Below are 18,848 nucleotides of genomic sequence, written 5' to 3' on the forward strand. Positions count from 1 at the left end.
GGTCAATAGATTTGTTCCGCACTGAAAGCAACCGCAGCCCGGATCACCGCAACGATGTCTCTCTGGATGCGGGAAGTTTACTATAGCCGCCACCGTTCCGCGTAAAAGCAGGCGGCGGATCGGTTGCACTGCGGTAATCAGCGGCCGAAGTTTTCCGCCAGGGCCAGCATGGCCGCGCGCTCGGGAGCCGAGTAGTCGTCCATCCCCTCGTCCTCGCCTTCGCGGATCGCCCGGAGCAGAGCCGGCGTCAGGGCGGAGGACAGCGACCAGTTCCAGTAACGGAGCACGGTCTGGGCCCGGTCGACCGCCAGCATCTCATAGGTGATCTGCACCCGCTGCCATGCGGGATGGACGGAACCGTCCTCGGCCGTCTCGGGGCGGCGCATCGATCGCCACAGATTTTGCAGATCGCTCTTGCCCAGGCCCGTGGCCTTGCACAGGATCGCCAGGGGCTCGCCGCCGGGATCGCCCAGTATCTTGGCCCCGGTGATGGGCTTGATCCCCGAGAGATAGGCGATCTCGGTCGCGACCTCACGGTTCAGCCCGCCCGCCGCCGCGGCGGCGACGGCTTGTTCAAGACCGCCGTAGGGACTCTTGGCGATGGCCGCGCGATTGCGCTGGCGACGCTCGATGAACTGCAGCGCCTTGCGCGACACCGGGTCCTGCCAGTTCTCGGCGGCGGCCATGGCGAAGACATCCTCGGCCACTTCCTGCATGACTTCGCGCGACACGGCGAACCGCTGCAGGATCGTGCGGCGGTCCTCCGGTCCGCACCACCAGAACATCACATAGGCTCCCGAGGGGCGCAGTTCGGGCCGCTTGAGCACATAGCCGCACAGCTGCGGCTCCCGCCGGCTCAGGCTGACCACGCCTTCGACCGCCGTCTGGCACAGCCGCGCGGTGGTGTTGCGCAGCACGGCCTCGATGACGTGGCTTTCGCCGAAGCTCAGCAGGGTCTCCGTCACCACCTCGGACAGGGAGCGGCGGCTGGCCATCAGGAACCGGTGTTCCGGGCCGGTGTCGCGCGCGCACGCGACCAGATCGGCGTCCGACAATGAGGCGCACTGTTCGATCAACAGGCCGGCGATGCCCGGCTCGTCCCGCAGCAGCATCCGCGCCAGGGCGTTGGGGATTTCGGCCAGGGGCGCCAGGCGCTGGGCCACCCGACGACGGTCTTCCGGCCCCGCCAGGCGCAACATTTCCACCAGCAGGTCGCCGGTCACCGCCCGCTCGAAGGCGTTGATCCGGCTGGTCGGCAGGGACACCACATCGGCGAGGCGCTTCAGCAGCGCATGACGCGCGCGGAAACCGCCTTCCGGGGCGGCCTCCTCGGTGAATGGCGCGGACTCGGACATATCGGGGCGACGATACAGCCTCTGCGGTTAACCGGCCGTGACGGTCAAAGACCCTCGAACAGGGGCGTGGACAGATAGCGTTCGGCGAAGCTGGGGATGATGGCGACGATGGTCTTGCCGGCGTTCTCGTCCCGCGAGGCCAGGCGGAAGGCCGCCGTCAGGGCCGCGCCCGACGAGATCCCGACCGGTATCCCCTCGACCCGCGCGACCTTGCGGGCCATGTCGAAACTGTCCTCATTGGACACCTGTTCGACGCCGTCGATGACCGACCGGTCGACGATCGAGGGGATGAAGCCCGCGCCGATGCCCTGGATCTTGTGCGGCCCGGGCTCGCCGCCCGACAGCACCGGCGAGGCCGTCGGCTCCACGGCGATCATCCGCACCGAAGGCTTGCGGGCCTTCAGCACCTGGCCGACGCCGGTGATGGTGCCGCCGGTGCCGACCCCGGCCACGACGATGTCGACCGCCCCGGCCGTGTCGTTCCAGATTTCCTCGGCGGTGGTGACGCGGTGGATCGCGGGATTGGCGGGGTTGTCGAACTGGGCCGGGCTGACCGAGCCGGGCGTCCGCTCCAGCAGCTCCTGGGCCATGGCGATGGCCCCCTTCATCCCCTTCTCGGCCGGGGTCAGCACCAGCTCGGCGCCCAGCAGGGCCAACATCTTGCGCCGCTCGATCGACATGCTCTCGGGCATGACCAGGATCAGGCGATAGCCCCTGGCCGCCGCCACGAAGGCCAGGGCGATGCCCGTATTGCCGCTGGTCGGCTCGATCAGCACCGTATCCGGCCCGATCTTTCCCGCCTGCTCCAGCGCGTCGATCATGGCCACCCCGATCCGGTCCTTGACCGAGGCGATCGGGTTGAAGAACTCCAGCTTGGCCAGCACCGTCGCCTTGGGCTGGTACTCGGCCGACAGCCGCGGCAGGCCCACGATCGGCGTGTCGCCGATGGTGTCGAGGATGGACGCATAGACCTTGCCGCGCCCGGCCTTCAGGTGGCGGGAGGGATCGTAGGGGGCGTCAGACATGGCAGGTCTCCGGGAGGGGCAGCTCAAGAGATAGCCTTTCCGGACGCCATGCAAAGAGGGCGTCAGGCGAAACTTCAGGGGCGGCGAGATCGCCAACCGTCCGGGATATCGTCTGGCCGCGTCGTTCGGGTCTTCCGGAATGGCCGGCCTTCACCCCCCGTTAACCACGACAGCGCATCCCTGAAACCTGATCCCGGGGGCCCTGCATTGCGTAATCTCGCCGCCGCCGTCGAAGCCGTCGATCCGCTGGTCGTGACCGGCAAGGTCGCGGGCGTGAACGGACTGCTGATTGAATCGCGCGGCGGCCTGTCACGCCTCGCCGTCGGCGCCCGGGCCGAAATCGAGCGCCGCCACCTGTCGCCCCTGCCCGCCGAGGTCGTCGGCTTCCGCGACGCCAAGGCCCTGCTGATGCCCTTCGGTCCGGTCGAGGGCGTCGCCCCCGGCGCCGACATCCGCATCGTCTCCTCGGCCGCCAGCGTGCGGCCTACGACCGGGTGGCTGGGCCGGGTCATCGACGCCTTCGGCGCTCCGATCGACGGCAAGGGGCCCCTCCCCATCGGCCCGGCCGCCTATCCCCTGCGTGCGCCCCCGCCCCCGGCCCATTCCCGGGGCCGCGTCGGCGAGCGCCTCGATCTCGGCGTCCGCTCGATGGACGTCTTCACCACCACCTGCCGCGGCCAGCGCCTCGGCATCTTCGCCGGTTCCGGCGTCGGCAAATCGGTGCTGCTGTCCATGCTGGCCCGTCAGGCCACCTGCGACGTCGTCGTCGTCGGCCTGATCGGCGAACGCGGCCGGGAGGTCCGCGAGTTCATCGAGGAAACCCTCGGCGAGGAAGGCCTGCGCCGCGCCATCGTCGTCGTCGCCACCTCGGACGAACCGGCCCTGAAGCGCCGCCAGGCCGCCTATATGACCATGGCGATCAGCGAGTACCTGCGCGACCAGGACCTCGAGGTCCTGTGCCTGATGGACTCGGTCACCCGTTTCGCCATGGCCCAGCGCGAGATCGGCCTCGCCGCCGGCGAGCCGCCGACCACCAAGGGCTACACCCCCACCGTCTTCACCGAACTGCCCAAACTGCTGGAGCGCGCCGGGCCCGGCCCCGTCCGCCCGGACGGCACCACCGCCGGCCCGATCACCGCCCTGTTCACCGTGCTGGTCGACGGCGGCGATCATGACGAGCCCATCGCCGACGCCGTGCGAGGCATCCTCGACGGCCACATCGTCATGGACCGAAAGATCGCCGAACGCGGCCGCTTCCCGGCCATCGACGTGCTGAAGTCGGTCAGCCGCACCCTGCCCGCCTGCCAGACGCCGCCGGAACGCGAACTGAACAAGCGCGCCCGCCAGTGCCTCAGCGCCTACGCCAACATGGAAGAGCTGATCAGGATCGGCGCCTACCGCACCGGGGCCGATCCGATGGTCGACCGCGCCATCGCCCTGAATCCCGCGCTCGAGGCTTTCCTCGGCCAGGACAAGGACGACCACACGCCTCTTTCCGATTCCTTTACCCAGCTGGAAGCAATCCTGAACCAGGGAATGATCCAGTGATCCCCACCCGCCGGAGTAAGTATCGATGACCGCCTGGGCCCAATCGCTGATCCGGATCTCCAACTATGAGGTCGAGACGCTGCAGAAGCGTCTGGCCGAGATCACCGCCCGCCGCGCCTCCGCCGAAATGCGCATCGCCGTGCTGCAGGCCGAGGCCGAGATCGAACAGGAACGCGCCCGCTCGGACGCCGACGCCGCCATGATGCTGCAGGCCTATCTGAACGGCTGGAAGCTGCGCAAGGGCGCGGCCGAAGCCGACGTGGTCGTCATCAACGCCGAGGAGGAAGGCGCCCGCGACGCCCTGACCGGCGCCTTCGAGGAACTGAAAAAGTTCGAACACGTCGCCGAAACGACCCGGCTGAACAGCCTCATCGCCGCCGGCAAGCGTGAAACCGCCGCCTTCGACGAACTGGGCCTGAGGCGTCGTGCCGGCTGATCCGTCCGGACTGAACCGCCGCGCCCTCCTCGCCGCGCCCCTGGGCCTGGCCGCCTGCGAACGCTTCGCCTCGGTCCCGACCTCCGCCGGCCCTCTCGCCCCGCCCCTGAAATCCCTCGCGCCCTTCCCCATCGGCGCCACCGGCATGACCGGCCAGCTCGACGATCCGGTCTGGGTCGCCGCCATGCGCCGCCACGTCAGCCAGATCACGCCCGAGTGGGAGCTGAAACCCGAACGCATCCTTCAGTCCGGCTTCGCCTATGACTTCTCGGCCTCGGACCGGATGGTCGACTGGGGCCACGACCAGGGCCTGCGCGTCTTCGGCCACTGCCTCGTCTGGTATTCGCAAGGCCTGGACGTCTTCACCGACGCCCTGCCGACCGCCCGCTTCGCCGCCGAGTTCGACCGCTATGTCTCCACGGTCGCCGGACGCTACCGCGGACGCATGGTCGGCTGGGACGTCGTCAACGAAGCCGTGGCCGAGGACGGCGACGGCCTGCGCGACTGCGTCTACGCCCGCAAGCTGGGGGCCGAGGCCTATATCGTCCGGGCCTTCCAGCAGGCTCGCGCGGCCGATCCCGACGCGGTTCTGTTCCTCAACGACTACAATCTCGAGAACAATCCCCGGAAGGGCGCGACCTTCCTCCGGCTGGCCGAACGCCTGCTGAAGCTGGGCGCCCCGATCGGCGGCATCGGCACCCAGTCGCATCTCGACATCGAGATTCCGGCCGGTCAGATCCGTGGCTTCTTCCGCGACGCGGCCGCCCTGGGCCTGCCGATCCATGTCTCCGAGCTCGACTTTCCGATGCAACGCGACGGCGGCCGCATGCCCGACCTCCGCTCCCCGGCTGAAAAACGCGCCCAGCAGGTCGCCCGCGTCGGCGAACTGGCCGAGGCCTTCATGGCCCTGCCCGCCCGCCAGCGCTTCGCCTTCACCACCTGGGGCCTGCGCGACACCGACAGCTGGCTGGTCCGCGAAGAGGGCAAAAACCGCCCCGACGAAAGCGCCCTGCTGCTCGACGCCCGGGGACGACCCAACCCGGCGTATCAGGCGGTGGCGGATGCGTTCGGCCGCTAGGCTCTGACCGCCGCGATTCCCGCAGCCGCCAGACTCGCCGACAACCCTTCGACCGCCGCCTCGACCTTCGCCGCATCCCGCCCGCGCACGACCAGGTTCGTCCCCATCTCGCCCACCGAGCCATGGCCGAACGGATAGCTGCCGAAGCTGATCTCGCGTTCGGCGCGCGCCGCCGCCGTCAGTATGTCGGCCACGTCCCCTTCGCCCACGCCCGTCACCCGCAGCGTCCGCGCATGCACCACCGCCCCGGTGCGCAGCCGCGGCGCCACGTCCTCCAGCATCGCCGTCATGATCTTCGGCACCCCCGCCATGACGAAGACATTGCCGACCTGGAACCCCGGCGCGTCGGTGACCGGATTGGCGATCAGCGTCCCGCCCTCCGGAATCCGCGCCATCCGCCGCCGCGCCGCATTGAAGTCGTCGCCATAGCGCCGCGCCAGAATGGCCACCGCCTCCGGATGCTCCGGCAGGCCCACGCCGAAGGCCGTCGCCACGGCGTCGGCGGTGATGTCGTCATGCGTCGGCCCGATCCCGCCGGTGGTGAAGACATAGTCGTGGGCGACCCGCAGGGCGTTCAGGCTGTCCACGATCTGCGCCTTGCGGTCGCCGATCGTCCGCGCCTCCATCAGGTCGATCCCCAGCGCCGCCAGGAACCGGGCGATGGTGTTCAGATTGGTGTCCTGGGTTCGCCCGGACAGCACCTCGTCGCCGATAATCAGGACGGCGGCGGTGGGGGATGGAGTGATCATGCCCGAGGTCTAGCCTATCCCGCCTGAGTCCCGAAGTTGGGACGCGCTGATGCAGCGGTCGCCTCAACCCGGCCTTGAGGTTTGTGCTATAGTCTCCCACCTGAGACCCAGCCCGGACGACCCGCCGCCCCGAAAGCCGATCCAATGTACGAGACCCCCGAACTGGACGACGACGCCTTCGTCCGCACCCACGAGATCCGCGTCCACGACGCCGAGGCCTTCGAAGGCATGCGCAAGGCCGGCCGTCTGGTGGCCGAGGCGCTGGACATGATCACCCCCTTCGTGGTCCCCGGCGTGACCACCGCAGAGATCGACGACCGCATTCGCGAGTTCACCCTCGACCACGGCGCCCTGCCCGCCTGCCTCGGCTACAAGGGCTATGAGAAGACCGTCTGCACCTCGATCAACCACGTCGTCTGCCATGGCATTCCGGGCGACAAGGTCCTCAAGGACGGCGACATCGTCAACATCGACCACACCGTCATCGTCGACGGCTGGCACGGCGACTCCAGCCGGATGTACGCCGTCGGAAACATCAACGCCCGCGCCCGCAAGCTGATCGACGTCACCTATGACTCGCTCGAGGCCGGCCTCGCGCAGGTCAAGCCGGGCAACACCTTCGGCGACATCGGCTACGCCATCCAGCAGGTGGTCGAGGCCAACCGCATGTCGGTGGTGCGCGACTTCTGCGGCCACGGCATCGGCCGGCTGTTCCACGACAGCCCCAACGTCCTGCACTACGGCCGCCGCGGCGAGGGCGCGACGCTCAGGGCCGGCATGTTCTTCACCGTCGAGCCGATGGTGAATCTGGGCAAGCCGCATGTGAAGGTCCTGTCCGACGGCTGGACCGCCGTCACCCGCGACAAGTCCCTGTCGTCCCAGTGCGAACACACCATCGGCGTGACCGAGGACGGGCTCGAGATTTTCAGCGCCAGCCCGGCGGGACTGTTCCGGCCGAAATTCTGACCGGCTGGCCGGGCGCGCCCGGCTGACTGGACGTTCTGTTTCTGTTCTGGCAACGTGCGGCCGTTCTCCCGGAGGCCGCCATGTCCGCCGTGCTGCCCTTCCCGCTCCCGGCTCCCGCGCCGCGTCAGGACGCGCCGCCCGCCGACGTCGTCGCCATCAGAAGCGCCGGCCTCTCCGGCCACCGCGAGCGTCTCCGGGACCGCGCCCGCGGCGCCGGGCTGCCCCACCTGCCTGACTATGAGCTGCTTGAGCTGTTCCTGTTCCGCAGCCAGCCGCAGGGCGACGTCAAACCGATAGCCAAGGCCCTGCTCGCCCGCTTCGGCTCGCTGGCCGCCGTGCTGGCCGCCTCCGTCGAGGACCTGATGACCGTCCGCGCCGAGGACGCGAAGGGCCGCACCAGGGGCGTCGGCGCCGAAACCGCCCTCGACCTCGCCGCCCTGCATGAGGTCGCCCGCCGCGTGACCCGCGAGGAAGCCGCCGCCCGCCCCGTCATCTCGTCCTGGACCGCCCTGATCGCCTACGTCCGCATGAGCCTGCAGCACGAGCCGCGGGAACAGTTCCGCGTCCTCTACCTCGACAACCGCAATCAGCTGATCCTCGACGAAATCCAGAATCGCGGCACGGTCGACCATGCCCCGGTCTATCCGCGCGAGGTCGTGCGGCGGGCGCTGGAGCTCTCGGCCCGGTCCATGATCATCGTCCACAACCACCCGTCCGGCGATCCCACGCCCTCGCGGCCCGACATCGACATGACGCGCCAGATCATCGAGGCGGCCCGGGCCCTGGCCCTGGACGTGCATGACCACCTGATCGTCGGCCGCGACGGCGTGGCCAGCTTCAAACAATTGGGGCTGATGTGAGCGGGCCGTCGCGCCGGGCCCTTCTGGGAGCCGCGCCGCTCGTCGCCATGGCCGGCTCCGCGGTCGCGCAGGACCGGGCGCCCGACATCATGGTCTCCACCTGGGACTTCGGCGCCGCGGCCAATGCGGCCGGCTGGGCCGCGCGTCAGGGCGGCGGCTCCGCCCTGGACATGGTCGAGGCCGGCGGCCGCGTGGCCGAGGCGGATGAAAGCAACAGCTCCGTCGGCCTGGGCGGCCTGCCCGACCGCGACGGCCGGGTGACGCTGGACGCCTGCGTCATGACCTGGGCCGGCGACATCGGCGCGGTCTGCGCCCTCGAGGACGTGGTCCACGCCGTCTCGGTGGCGCGCCGGGTGATGGAGCGGACCCCCCACGCCATGCTGGTCGGCCCCGGCGCGCGGTCCTTCGCGATCGACCAGGGCTTCGAGACGCAAAACCTGCTCACCCCCCGCGCCGAGGCGGCGTGGCGCGACTGGCTGAAGACCGCCGACTACGCCCCCCGCCCCAACAGCGAGAACACCGACTGGCGCGCCATGCCCGGCGGCCCCGGCGATCACGACACCATCGGCCTGCTGGCCATCGGCGCGGACCAGCGCATGGCCGGGGCCTGCACCACCTCCGGCATGGCCTTCAAGATGCGCGGCCGCGTCGGCGACAGCCCGATCATCGGCGCCGGCCTCTATGTCGATGACGAGGTCGGCGGCGCGACCGCCACCGGCGTCGGCGAGGACGTCGTGCGCGTGGCGGGCTCCCACGCGGTCGTCGAGGCCATGCGCCATGGACTGGACCCGACGGCGGCCTGCCGGTCCGTGATCGAGCGCCTCGCCCGTCTGCGCGGCGCCAAGGTCGCCGGCTCGCAGGTCGCCCTGCTGGCCCTGGACAAGACGGGGCGCGCCGGCGCCTTCGCCCTCCAGCCCGGCTTCACCTTCGCCGTCACCGACGCCACGGGCCGGACGCGCATCGAACGCGCGGGAGCCCTGTTCGCATGACCACCCTGATCACCGAACACCTGACCCTGACGCCCGTCGCCCCGGGCGATCTGGACGATCTGGTCGCCCTCTGGTCTGACCCGGCCTTCACCACCGCGATCTTTCCCGCGCCGCTCAGCGCCGAGGACGTCTGGTTCCGCCTGCTGCGCGATATCGGTCACTGGGAGGCGCTCGGCTACGGCAACTGGGCCATCCGCGAGACCGCCACCGGCGCCTATGTCGGCAGCGTCGGCGTGCTGGACTACCACCGCATCCTGACCCCCGCCTTCGACGCGCCCGAGCTGGGCTGGGGCGTCGCCCCCCGGTTTCAGGGCAAGGGCGTCGCCTTCGAGGCCCTGTCCGCCGCCCTCGCCTGGTGCGATGAGGCCCTGAACGCCCCCCGCACCGTCTGCATGATCTCGCCCGACAACGCCCCGTCCCATGCGCTGGCGAAGCGGGCCGGCTATGTCCCCTACGCCGAGACGACCTACAAGGGCGCGCCCGTCGTGCTGCTGGAACGCCTCGCGCGCTAGCCCGGGCGTAGCCAGCCATTAAGGTTTACAGCGCATCATCCCGGCGAATCCGGAGACCGCGCCTTCCATGCCCATGCCTGTCGAAACGCTTCGCGGCCACCTGACCGAAGCCTTTCCCGACGCCGAGATCGTCATCGACGATCTGGCCGGCGACGGCGACCACTATCGCGCGCGCATCGTCTCCACGGCCTTCGCCGGCCTGCCCCGCGTGCGTCAGCACCAGCTGGTCTACGCCGCGCTGAAGGGCAAGATGGGCGGCGAACTGCACGCCCTGGCGCTCGAAACGTCCACGCCGGCCCCTTCAAACCTGGCGGGAGACTGAGACCATGCGCTACCGTCCTTTCGGCGTCGCCGGACAGGCCGTCTCGGCCCTGACGCTCAGCCTCGGCGCCCGCGACATCGCCGGCGGGCCCGAGGCCGGCCGCGAACTGATCTATTCGGCGCTGGAAGCCGGCATCAACAGCTATCGCCTCGAAACCGCCGACCCCGTCCTCGCCGAGGTGCTGGGCCAGGCGCTCAAACACGTCGACCGCAAGCTGGTCCAGGTGTCGCTGACCCTGGGCGCCGGCGACGGCCGCCGGGGCTCGGACCGCGACTTCTCGGCCGAGGGCATCACCTCGGCCATCGACAAGGCCCTGCAGGCCTCGGGCCTCGGCTGGTTCGACATGGCCCTGCTGGACGAGCCGGTGGATCACGAACTGCCCCAGTCGACCCTGAATGCGCTGAAGGCGTTGCGGGCGACCCAGCGCGTCCGGCTGCTGGGCGTGTCCGGCGAGGGTGATGTGATGGACACCTATGTGTCGACCGGCGCCTTCGACGTCCTGGCCACGCCGTTCCACGTCAACGCCAGCTGGCAGATCCGGTCGCGCCTGCGCGCCGCCCGCGAGCAGGACATGGCCATCTTCGTCTATGGCTATTTCCCCGACAGCCTGAACACGGCGAAGAAGGCCGCCAGCGCCCACGTCGAAAAGAAGAAGGGCCTGTTCGGCTTCGGCGGCGGGCCGAAGGTCAAGGAGGGCCCGCTGGCCCACGCCGGCACCTTCGCCTTCCTGCACCGCACCAACAACTGGACCGCCGAGGCCATCTGTCTGGCCTACGCCCTGACCGATCCCTCGGTCTCCAGCGTCATGATCGAAGCCAGCGACATCGAGCGGCTCAACACCCTGTCGCAGGTGCCGGATCGCGACATGCCGCCGGGTCTCGCCGCCCAGATCGAGATGGCCCGCGTGGCCGGCGCCAAGGCGGCCTGAGGCCGCCCTGCCCTTGACCCCCCGCCTCGCGGTCCATACCTGACGGCCTTCACTGAAAGGCCAGTATCCGTGACCGACCAAGTCGTGACTTCCCCCGCCGGCGCCGATCCCGTCCACGCCTTCATCGGCGAGACGGTGAAGCAGAACGACGTGGTCCTGTTCATGAAGGGCACGCCGGACGCGCCGCGCTGCGGCTTCTCCTCGCTCGCGGTTCAGATTCTCGACCACATCGGCGCCAATTTCGTCGGCGTCGACGTGCTGCAGGACGAGGCCCTGCGCGAGGGCGTCAAGACCTTCAGCGACTGGCCGACCATCCCCCAGCTGTATGTGAAGGGCGAGTTCGTGGGCGGCTCTGACATCGTGCGCGAGATGTTCAACGCCGGCGAGCTTCAGAGCCTGCTGGCCGAGAAGGGCGTGCCGCTGGGCGACGGCCCCGACGATTCCGGGACCTGATGGCCCGCGCGGTCCTTGAGCCGCGCGAGGACCGCGAGATCTTCGTCGTCCCGCTGACGGTGTTGCCTGAGCACATCGACGACAACGGCCACGTCAACAATGTCGTCTATGTCGGCTGGCTGCAGGACGCCGGCACGACCCACTGGAACGCCCGGTTCGACGAGGCTGCCCGCGCCCGCTGGTCCTGGGTCGCCGTTCGGCACGAGATCGACTATTTCCGCCCCCTTCCGCCCGAGGCGCGGGGCGTCGTCGCCCGGACCTGGGTCGGTGACCCGCAGGGGCCCCGCTTCAGCCGCTATGTCCGCATCGAGGACGGCGAGGGCCGGCTGTGCGCCCAGGGGGTCTCGGAATGGGTGCTGGTCGACGCGGAGACGATGCGCCCGCACCGCATCCCCCCTATGATGCTTCCGGCCTTTGCGCGGCGGCCCTAGCGCGCTGATCCTGTATCAGGGTGCGGCAAGCCAGACGTCGCCACTCGCGCGCCATGTCGCGATAGTCGTCGCGGGCGTCCGGGGGGAGGAGTCGGGCCTTCTGGTCGAGTTCTTCCGCCTTCGCAAAACATTGTGCGGCCGTAAACATCGATCTCCGGAACCGGGATGCCGGCCTTTGGTTCCAGGATGTCTTCTTGAGTTGTAACCTTCGCCGACCTCGCCGAATCCGTGCCGCCCTGCGCCCCATCGGTGTTATATTTTTCAAAGACGACTGCGGCGCCGAGCGGCTCAGCAGGATTTGTATACAGTTGAGACGGGTATGGCCCTCGCTCCGGGGGCCTCCGGTAGTTCTTGAGAGCCAGTCCTGACCGCCCCCGATTCAACCCTTTCCGACGACGGATCACTCAGCCTGGCCCTGGCCGTGGTCGGTTCATCCGCCGCGCCGCTGATACTGCTGGACGGGGAGATGACCGTCGTCGCGGCCAGCGATTCCTTCTTCAGGACCTTCGACATCAACCCGGCGGGCGCCGTGGGCGAGCCGCTGTTCAGCCTGGGCGACGGAGAATGGAATCTGCCGCGGCTCCGGTCACTGCTGGCCGCCACCCTGACCGGCGCCGCGGACGTCGAAGCCTATGAGATGGACCTGAAGTGCGAACGGCTGGGCGTGCGCAGCCTGCTGTTGAACGCCCATCTGCTGAACTGGGGCGACGGATCACAGTCGCGGATTCTGCTCGGGATGTCGGATGTCACCGACGCCAAGGCCAACGAAAAGCTCAAGGACGACCTGCTGCGCGAGAAGGGGCTCCTGCTCCAGGAGGTCCAGCACCGCGTGGCCAACAGCCTGCAGATCATCGCCAGCGTCATCCTCCAGAGCGCCCGCAAGGTTCAGTCCGACGAGACCCGCGCCCATCTTCAGGACGCCCACAGCCGGGTGATGTCGGTCGCGTCCCTGCAACAGCAGCTTGCCACCTCGCGCCTGGGCGAGGTCCAGCTGAAACCCTATTTCGACCAGCTGTGCCTCAGCGTCGGCGCCTCCATGATCCGCGACCACAACCAGTTGTCGCTGCACGTCGACTGCGACGACAGCGCGGTGAACGCCGACATCTCGGTCAGCCTCGGCCTGATCGTCACCGAACTGGTGATCAACTCCCTCAAACACGCCTACGCCGGCGGGAAAACGGGCCGGATCGTCGTCGGTTATCATGCGCACGGACCCAACTGGACGCTCTCCGTCGCCGACGACGGCGTCGGCATGCCCAAGGACGCCGCGAGCGCCACGCCTGGCCTGGGCACCAGCATCGTCGAGGCTCTCGCCAGACAGCTGCAGGCGCGGGTTCAGGTCGTCTCCGGCCATCCGGGCACGACCGTGTCGATCGTCCACACCCAGATCAGCGCCGTAGCCGCCGACGCCCCGGCGGGCCGCGCCGTCTGATCAGCCCGGCGGCAGCTGGTAGGGATTTTCGACCGACAGGCGCGATCCGTCGGCCAGACCCAGCTCCTCGAACGACCAGCGCATCTCGACGCCCTCGGGCCGAACCTCGCGGCAGCGGTCTTCCTTGATCCGGCGCAGGGTGATGATCGGCCCGTCGCTGGACTGCCTCACCACCGGCTGGATGTCGGCCTTGGCCGTACAGCCGTTCGAACTGACCCAGAAGGCGGCCTGGTTCTGGGCGATGACGGCGGCGTGGACCGGTTCGACCTGGCCCGGCAGGGCCGCGCTTTCCGCCCCGGACCGGCCGGTGAGCGGCTCGACCAGCGCGCAGGCCGCCATCACCGGTGCAAACGCCATCATGGCTGCGGCTGTCGCGATCGATCTCATCCCCGGCCTCCTCAGCCGAACCCTGACCGATGGAAAATGCGCCCGTTCGCCCGCCGGGGAAAGCCGGAACCGGGACTCGTCGCCCCAAAAGCAGAAAAGGCCCCGGATCGCTCCGGGGCCTTTCCAGTCTTTGCGCGCGGCTCAAGGAACGCGACCGCGCGATAGCCGCCCTTACGAGGAGTAGTATTCCACGACCAGGTTCGGCTCCATCTTCACCGGGAACGGCACGTCGGCCAGTTCCGGCACGCGGACGAAGCGGACCGAGAAGCCGCGGTCGCCGATTTCGATATAGTCGGGCACGTCGCGCTCGCCGGACTGCTGGGCTTCAAGCACCAGCGCCATGTTGCGGGACTTTTCCTTGACCTCGACGACGTCGCCGACCTTCAGACGGTACGACGCGATGTCGACCTTCTTGCCGTTGACGGTCACGTGGCCGTGGCTGACGAACTGACGCGCGGACCAGACGGTCGGCGTGAATTTGGCGCGATAGACCAGGGCGTCGAGACGCGACTCCAGCAGGCCGATCAGGTTCTCCGAGCTGTTGCCCTTGCGGCGCGAGGCTTCCTCGTAGGTCGCGGCGAACTGCTTCTCGGTGATGTTGCCGTAGTAGCCCTTCAGCTTCTGCTTGGCCTTCAGCTGCAGGCCGAAGTCAGAGACTTTCGACTTGCGGCGCTGGCCGTGCTGGCCGGGGCCGTACGAGCGTTTGTTGACGGGGGACTTGGCGCGACCCCACAGGTTTTCACCCATGACCCGGTCGAGTTTGTACTTGGCGCTATGGCGCTTGGACATATGTCACTCTCTTATGATGCGGCCCGGTCCCTCCCCAACTGGAGAGACGATCTCAACGGCGGTCCACGCATCGTCCGTAGTGGTTCGCGCGCCCGGCAAGCCGGATGCGTGAGGGCGGGCTTATGACGGCCCGCCCGGGTTTCGTCAAGGCTGACCGGTCGTTTCCGGAACCCAGACGAAGCCGTCATCCCGCCGCTGGAACCGGCCCAGACCCGGGAAGGGGAAGTGGACGCCGTAGATCCGGGCTCCCGCCGCCGCGCCGCGCTCCAGCAGGCCCTGGCGCGTCGCCACGCCGGCGGCGCCGTCCGTATCCCAGGCGTTGACCCAGTCCGGCCGCTGGACCGAGATGACCGAGCTGTGCAGGGCGTCGCCGACATACAGCAGACGATCCGTCCCGGAGGCGATCTCATAGCCCGTATGGCCCGGCGTATGGCCGGCCAGCGCCACGGCCTTGATCGACGGCGTGACCTGGGCTCCGGGCGCGAAGGGCTGGACCCGGGGCGTCACCGCGGTCAGCAGGGCGGTTTCGCCGGCCCGCGCCGCGCCGGCCTTCATATATTCCCACTCCGGGGCGCTGATGCGGACAGCGGCCCTGGGGAAGGTCAGCGAGCCGTCCGCCCCGACCAGACCGCCGACATGATCGCCGTGGGCGTGCGAGATCAGCACGTCCGTCACCATGGTCGGATCGACGCCGGCCGCGCGCAGCGAGGCGACCAGCCTGTTCTGCGTGCCCATCCGGCCGCCGGCGCCGGTGTCGATCAGGACCACACGCTCGCCGTCCCGCACCAGCAGCGGCTGGACGGACAGGGAGATGGAATCGCCGGACTGCCCGGCTTCGGTCAGCACCGCCCGCGCCGCGGCCGTGTCGGACCACGGGCTCTCCCCGGCCTTGTTGGCGAGCCGGATTTCACCGTCCCTCAGCGCCGCAGCCTCGAGCGCGCCGATACGGAAGGCGTGGATGTCGGCGTTCTCGGCCGCGGGAGCGGCCGCGGTCGGGTCCGCGGTCTTCTCCGCCTCGGGAGAACAGGCCGCGATCGAGGCGAGGATCAGGGCGGCGGCGGCGAGACGGGCGTGCACGTTCATCGATCGGCTCTCCGGCTGGGATGCGGCAGCGCCTGAGATAGGACGCCCCGTCCGCCGCGCCAGAGGGGCGCGGCGGATTCCGGCGATCAGCTGGCGGCGGCGAACAGTTCGTTGGCCTTGTTCCAGTTCACCACCGTCCAGAAGGCCTTCAGATACTCCGGCCGGCGGTTCTGGTATTTCAGATAATAGGCGTGCTCCCAGACGTCGGCGGCCAGGACCACGGAGCCCTTTTCATCCGCCACGTCCATCAGGGGGTTGTCCTGGTTCGGCGTCGAGGTGACCTTCAGCCTGCCGTCCTGGACGATCAGCCAGGCCCAGCCAGAGCCGAACTGGCCCACGCCGGCGGCGTTGAACGCCTCCTTGAACGCCTCCATCCCGCCCAGATCGCGGTCGATGGCGGCGGCCAGTTCGGCCGAGGGCTCGCCGGTCTCGCCGACGGGAGCCAGCAGCTCCCAGAACAGGCTGTGATTCCAGTGGCCGCCGCCGTTGTTGCGGACCGCCTTGGGCGCGGTCGAGATCGAGGCGAACAGTTCTTCCAGCGTCTTGCCCTGCAGGCCGGCCCCGGCGTCCACCGCCTTGTTCAGATTGTCGACATAGGCCTGATGATGCTTGTCGTGGTGGATGGTCATCGTCTCCCTGTCGATGGCCGGCTCCAGGGCGTCATAGGCGTAGGGAAGCGGGGGGAGCGTGAATGCCATGGGGAGAATCCTTCGACTGCTTGGGGGCCCCGTATCTAGGCGCCCGCTCGCCGAACCCAAGCCGGGCCGCGGGATTTCGTTCCCCTAGGCCTGTGGCAGATGCGCCTTCAGGCAGTCGCGCACGGCGCGGCGCAGGTCGCCGGTCGAGGAGGCGAAATCCACCCCCTCGGCGTCGAACACGGCCCGGACCGCGGCGTCCAGCCCGTTGGCCAGCGCCGCCTTGACCCTGGTCTCGCCCTTGGGATGCAGGCAGATGCCGACCTCGACGCACAGGGCGGCGAACATCGGGGCGTAATCGGCGGCGGGTGTCTCGGTCATGCGCCCTCCTTAAGCCTTTCGGCGTGAAAGGCGACATGGTCGGCGATGAAGCTGGCCATGAAGAAGTAGGAGTGGTCATAGCCCGGCTGCATCCGCAGGCTGATCTTCTGGCCCGCCGCCGCCCCGGCCTGGACCAGCAGTTCCGGCTTCAGCTGCTCGACCAGAAACGCGTCGGCGTCGCCCTGGTCGATCAGGATGTCGTCGTAACACCCCTCGCCCACCCCGTTCTCGATCAGCCGCGCCGCATCGTGCGCCTCCCACACGGCCCGGTCCGGACCCAGATAGGCGGTGAAGGCCTTCTCCCCCCATGGGCACCGCGTCGGCGAGGCGATCGGCGCGAAGGCCGAGACCGACCGGAACAGGTGCGGATGCCTGAGCGCCAGCGTCAGCGCCCCGTGCCCGCCCATCGAATGGCCGCTGATCGACCGCGCCTTCGTGGTCGGGAATTCGGCGTCGATCAGTCCGATCAGCTCCTCGACGACATAGCTCTCCATGCGGAAATGCGGGGCCCACGGCGCCTGCGTCGCATCGACATAGAAGCCCGCCCCCTGCCCCAGGTCATAGGCCGGATCGTCGGCCACGCCCTCGCCCCGCGGCGAGGTGTCCGGCGCGACGATGATCACCCCATGCGCCGCCGCCGCCGCATAGGCCCCGGCCTTGGTGGTGAAATTGTCCTCGGTGCAGGTCAGGCCCGACAGCCAGATCAGCACCGGAAACGGCCCCTCGCCCGGCGGCGTGAACACCGACAGCGTCATGGGCGTGCCGGTGGTCGCGCTGTCGTGCCGCAGGTAACGGAGGGTTCCGCCGTGGACGGCGTGGGTCTTCAGGATTTCCATGGCCGACCCTCTAGCGCCCTCCTTGTCATCCCGGAAGCCGCGCAGCGGCTATCCGGGACGGTGCACCGCGCACACCTTGTTGCCCGACGGGTCGCGCAGATAGGCGAGGTTCAGCGTGCCGAACGGGCCGGTGCGCTCGCCCGGCGGGTCCTCGATGGCCCTGCCCCCGGCGGCGACCCCGGCGTCGTGGAAGGCCTTGACCATCTCCGGCGTCTTCGCCGCGAAACCGATCGTGCCGCCGTTGGCGTGGCAGGCCGGCTCGCCGTCGATGGGCTTGCCGACCGCAAAGGCGCCCCGCGCCGTCCGCCACCAGTAGCGCCCCTTGGGGTCCGGTCCGCTGGCCGGCTCCAGGCCCAGCGCGCCGAACACGGCGTCATAGAATGTCCGCGACGCCTCGATGTCGTTCGCGCCGACGGTGATGTGGGTGAACATGGCTTCCCTCTCCTGATCTCAGGACAGTTTTTTTAAACAACTATACCCGCGACGCAAGCCGCTAGAACACCACCACCGACCGGATGCTCTCGCCCGCATGCATCAGGTCGAAGGCCTCGTTGATCCGCTCCAGCGGCAGGGTGTGGGTGATCATCGGATCGATCTCGATCTTGCCGTCCATGTACCAGTCGACGATCTTCGGCGTGTCCGTCCGTCCGCGCGCCCCGCCGAAGGCCGAGCCGCGCCACACCCGGCCGGTGACCAGCTGGAACGGCCGCGTGGCGATCTCCTTGCCGGACTCGGCCACGCCGATGACGATGCTCTCGCCCCAGCCGCGGTGGCAGGCCTCCAGCGCCTGGCGCATCACCGTGGTGTTGCCGGTGCAGTCGAAGGTGTAGTCCGCCCCGCCGCCGGTCAGCTCGACCAGATGCGCCACCACGTCCGTCACGCTCTTCGGATTGACGAAATGGGTCATGCCGAAGCGCCGGCCCCACTCTTCCTTCGCATCGTTGATGTCCACGCCGACGATCATGTCGGCCCCGACCATCTTCAGCCCCTGGATGACGTTCAGCCCGATCCCGCCCAGGCCGAACACCACGCAGTTGGCCCCCGGCTCCACCCTGGCCGTATTGACCACCGCGCCGACGCCGGTGGTCACGCCGCAGCCGACGTAGCAGGCGCTTTCGAACGGCGCGTCCTTGCGGATCTTCGCCACCGCGATCTCGGGCAGAACCGTGAAGTTCGAGAAGGTCGAACAGCCCATATAGTGGGCGATGGCCTGGCCCTTGTAGCTGAACCGGCTGGTGCCGTCGGGCATGACCCCCTTGCCCTGGGTCGCGCGGATCGCCGTGCACAGATTGGTCTTGCGGCTCAGGCAGCTTTTACATTGCCGGCACTCGGGCGTGTACAGCGGGATCACATGGTCGCCGACGGCCACCGAGGTCACCCCCGGGCCGACCTCGACCACCACGCCCGCGCCCTCATGGCCCAGGATCGAAGGGAAGATCCCCTCCGAGTCCAGTCCGTCCAGCGTATAGGCGTCGGTGTGACAGATGCCCGTCGCCTTGATCTCGATCAGCACCTCGCCGGCGCGCGGCCCCTCCAGATCGACCTCGACGATCTCCAGCGGACGTTTGGCCTCGAAGGCGACGGCGGCGCGGGTTTTCATGGGCGGAGCTCCTGTGCGTTGCCGCTCTTCTAGGACAGACCGCCGATGCTATG

General features: G+C 69.0%; 23 protein-coding genes. 12 read left to right on the forward strand and 11 right to left on the reverse strand.

The genetic code is table 11. The features are described from left to right. Positions 1 to 137 precede the first annotated feature (137 nt). Both WC555_RS01820 and cysK read right to left on the reverse strand, forming a co-directional pair. Complete coding sequence (locus tag WC555_RS01820; protein ID WP_373250624.1) at positions 138 to 1,355, reverse strand: DUF2336 domain-containing protein; 1,218 nt, start codon at positions 1,353 to 1,355, stop codon at positions 138 to 140. 44 nt (positions 1,356 to 1,399) lie between these two features. Next, positions 1,400 to 2,380, reverse strand: coding sequence for a cysteine synthase A (gene cysK / locus WC555_RS01825; RefSeq protein WP_373250626.1), 981 nt, complete (start codon positions 2,378 to 2,380; stop codon positions 1,400 to 1,402). A gap of 207 nt (positions 2,381 to 2,587) precedes the next feature. On the opposite strand from cysK, the gene fliI reads away from it, so the two are divergent. The 3 genes from fliI to WC555_RS01840 are packed head-to-tail and all read left to right on the forward strand — an operon-like array spanning position 2,588 to position 5,442. After that, positions 2,588 to 3,928: a flagellar protein export ATPase FliI gene (gene fliI, locus WC555_RS01830; RefSeq protein ID WP_373250628.1), complete on the forward strand. Its 1,341-nt coding sequence runs from the start codon at positions 2,588 to 2,590 to the stop codon at positions 3,926 to 3,928. A gap of 25 nt (positions 3,929 to 3,953) precedes the next feature. Beyond that, positions 3,954 to 4,364 carry a flagellar export protein FliJ gene (locus tag WC555_RS01835; protein WP_373250629.1) on the forward strand — a complete coding sequence of 137 codons (411 nt, stop codon included), beginning with the start codon at positions 3,954 to 3,956 and terminating at the stop codon, positions 4,362 to 4,364. Continuing rightward, positions 4,354 to 5,442 (forward strand): endo-1,4-beta-xylanase, encoded by a 1,089-nt coding sequence (locus WC555_RS01840; RefSeq protein WP_373250631.1) that lies wholly within the window; start codon positions 4,354 to 4,356, stop codon positions 5,440 to 5,442. The genes WC555_RS01835 and WC555_RS01840 overlap by 11 nt, the downstream gene beginning before the upstream one ends. Here WC555_RS01840 and WC555_RS01845 read toward each other — a convergent pair. Then, positions 5,439 to 6,191: a competence/damage-inducible protein A gene (locus WC555_RS01845; RefSeq protein ID WP_373250633.1), complete on the reverse strand. Its 753-nt coding sequence runs from the start codon at positions 6,189 to 6,191 to the stop codon at positions 5,439 to 5,441. The two genes, WC555_RS01840 and WC555_RS01845, sit on opposite strands and share 4 nt — an antisense overlap. A 144-nt stretch (positions 6,192 to 6,335) precedes the next feature. Here WC555_RS01845 and map point away from each other — a divergent pair, with 144 nt between their 5' ends. The 9 genes from map to WC555_RS01890 all read left to right on the forward strand — a co-directional run bounded on the left by map (position 6,336) and on the right by WC555_RS01890 (position 13,084). After that, a complete protein-coding gene (gene map / locus WC555_RS01850) occupies positions 6,336 to 7,157 on the forward strand; it encodes a type I methionyl aminopeptidase (protein ID WP_373250635.1) in 822 nt (273 codons plus the stop codon). Positions 7,158 to 7,237: 80 nt separating this feature from the next. After that, complete coding sequence (gene radC, locus WC555_RS01855; protein ID WP_373250637.1) at positions 7,238 to 8,017, forward strand: DNA repair protein RadC; 780 nt, start codon at positions 7,238 to 7,240, stop codon at positions 8,015 to 8,017. A gap of 47 nt (positions 8,018 to 8,064) precedes the next feature. Next, positions 8,065 to 9,006: a N(4)-(beta-N-acetylglucosaminyl)-L-asparaginase gene (locus WC555_RS01860; RefSeq protein WP_373250639.1), complete on the forward strand. Its 942-nt coding sequence runs from the start codon at positions 8,065 to 8,067 to the stop codon at positions 9,004 to 9,006. Next, positions 9,003 to 9,518 carry a GNAT family N-acetyltransferase gene (locus WC555_RS01865; protein ID WP_373250641.1) on the forward strand — a complete coding sequence of 172 codons (516 nt, stop codon included), beginning with the start codon at positions 9,003 to 9,005 and terminating at the stop codon, positions 9,516 to 9,518. Before WC555_RS01860 ends, WC555_RS01865 begins: the two co-directional genes overlap by 4 nt. A gap of 67 nt (positions 9,519 to 9,585) precedes the next feature. Beyond that, the gene (locus WC555_RS01870; RefSeq protein ID WP_373250643.1) at positions 9,586 to 9,840 is read left to right on the forward strand and encodes a BolA family protein; all 255 of its coding nucleotides are present in this window, start codon (positions 9,586 to 9,588) and stop codon (positions 9,838 to 9,840) included. A 4-nt stretch (positions 9,841 to 9,844) separates the two neighbouring features. Next, positions 9,845 to 10,768, forward strand: coding sequence for an aldo/keto reductase (locus WC555_RS01875; RefSeq protein ID WP_373250645.1), 924 nt, complete (start codon positions 9,845 to 9,847; stop codon positions 10,766 to 10,768). 69 nt (positions 10,769 to 10,837) lie between these two features. After that, complete coding sequence (grxD, locus tag WC555_RS01880; RefSeq protein ID WP_373250647.1) at positions 10,838 to 11,221, forward strand: Grx4 family monothiol glutaredoxin; 384 nt, start codon at positions 10,838 to 10,840, stop codon at positions 11,219 to 11,221. Next, on the forward strand, positions 11,221 to 11,652 hold the full coding sequence (locus WC555_RS01885; protein WP_373250649.1) for an acyl-CoA thioesterase: 432 nt from the start codon (positions 11,221 to 11,223) through the stop codon (positions 11,650 to 11,652). Before grxD ends, WC555_RS01885 begins: the two co-directional genes overlap by 1 nt. Before the next feature lie 421 nt (positions 11,653 to 12,073). Next, positions 12,074 to 13,084, forward strand: coding sequence for a sensor histidine kinase (locus WC555_RS01890; protein WP_373250652.1), 1,011 nt, complete (start codon positions 12,074 to 12,076; stop codon positions 13,082 to 13,084). On the opposite strand, the gene WC555_RS01895 is transcribed toward WC555_RS01890, so the two are convergent. From WC555_RS01895 to WC555_RS01930, 8 genes are all read right to left on the reverse strand, one after another. After that, positions 13,085 to 13,471 (reverse strand): hypothetical protein, encoded by a 387-nt coding sequence (locus tag WC555_RS01895; protein ID WP_373250654.1) that lies wholly within the window; start codon positions 13,469 to 13,471, stop codon positions 13,085 to 13,087. A gap of 171 nt (positions 13,472 to 13,642) precedes the next feature. Then, positions 13,643 to 14,260 (reverse strand): 30S ribosomal protein S4, encoded by a 618-nt coding sequence (rpsD, locus tag WC555_RS01900; protein WP_373250656.1) that lies wholly within the window; start codon positions 14,258 to 14,260, stop codon positions 13,643 to 13,645. Between the two features lie 144 nt (positions 14,261 to 14,404). Beyond that, positions 14,405 to 15,343: an MBL fold metallo-hydrolase gene (locus tag WC555_RS01905; RefSeq protein WP_373250658.1), complete on the reverse strand. Its 939-nt coding sequence runs from the start codon at positions 15,341 to 15,343 to the stop codon at positions 14,405 to 14,407. Positions 15,344 to 15,429: 86 nt separating this feature from the next. Continuing rightward, positions 15,430 to 16,041, reverse strand: coding sequence for a superoxide dismutase (locus tag WC555_RS01910; protein ID WP_373250660.1), 612 nt, complete (start codon positions 16,039 to 16,041; stop codon positions 15,430 to 15,432). Between the two features lie 84 nt (positions 16,042 to 16,125). Further along, positions 16,126 to 16,359, reverse strand: a complete 234-nt coding sequence (locus WC555_RS01915; protein WP_373250663.1) for a hypothetical protein — start codon at positions 16,357 to 16,359, stop codon at positions 16,126 to 16,128. After that, positions 16,356 to 17,195 (reverse strand): S-formylglutathione hydrolase, encoded by an 840-nt coding sequence (gene fghA, locus WC555_RS01920; RefSeq protein ID WP_373250664.1) that lies wholly within the window; start codon positions 17,193 to 17,195, stop codon positions 16,356 to 16,358. Before fghA ends, WC555_RS01915 begins: the two co-directional genes overlap by 4 nt. A gap of 48 nt (positions 17,196 to 17,243) precedes the next feature. Next, positions 17,244 to 17,627 carry a VOC family protein gene (locus tag WC555_RS01925; protein ID WP_373250666.1) on the reverse strand — a complete coding sequence of 128 codons (384 nt, stop codon included), beginning with the start codon at positions 17,625 to 17,627 and terminating at the stop codon, positions 17,244 to 17,246. 61 nt (positions 17,628 to 17,688) lie between these two features. Then, the gene (locus WC555_RS01930) at positions 17,689 to 18,795 is read right to left on the reverse strand and encodes an S-(hydroxymethyl)glutathione dehydrogenase/class III alcohol dehydrogenase (protein WP_373250668.1); all 1,107 of its coding nucleotides are present in this window, start codon (positions 18,793 to 18,795) and stop codon (positions 17,689 to 17,691) included. Positions 18,796 to 18,848 lie beyond the last annotated feature (53 nt).

The organism is Brevundimonas sp., assembly GCF_041648615.1.
GTDB lineage: Bacteria > Pseudomonadota > Alphaproteobacteria > Caulobacterales > Caulobacteraceae > Brevundimonas.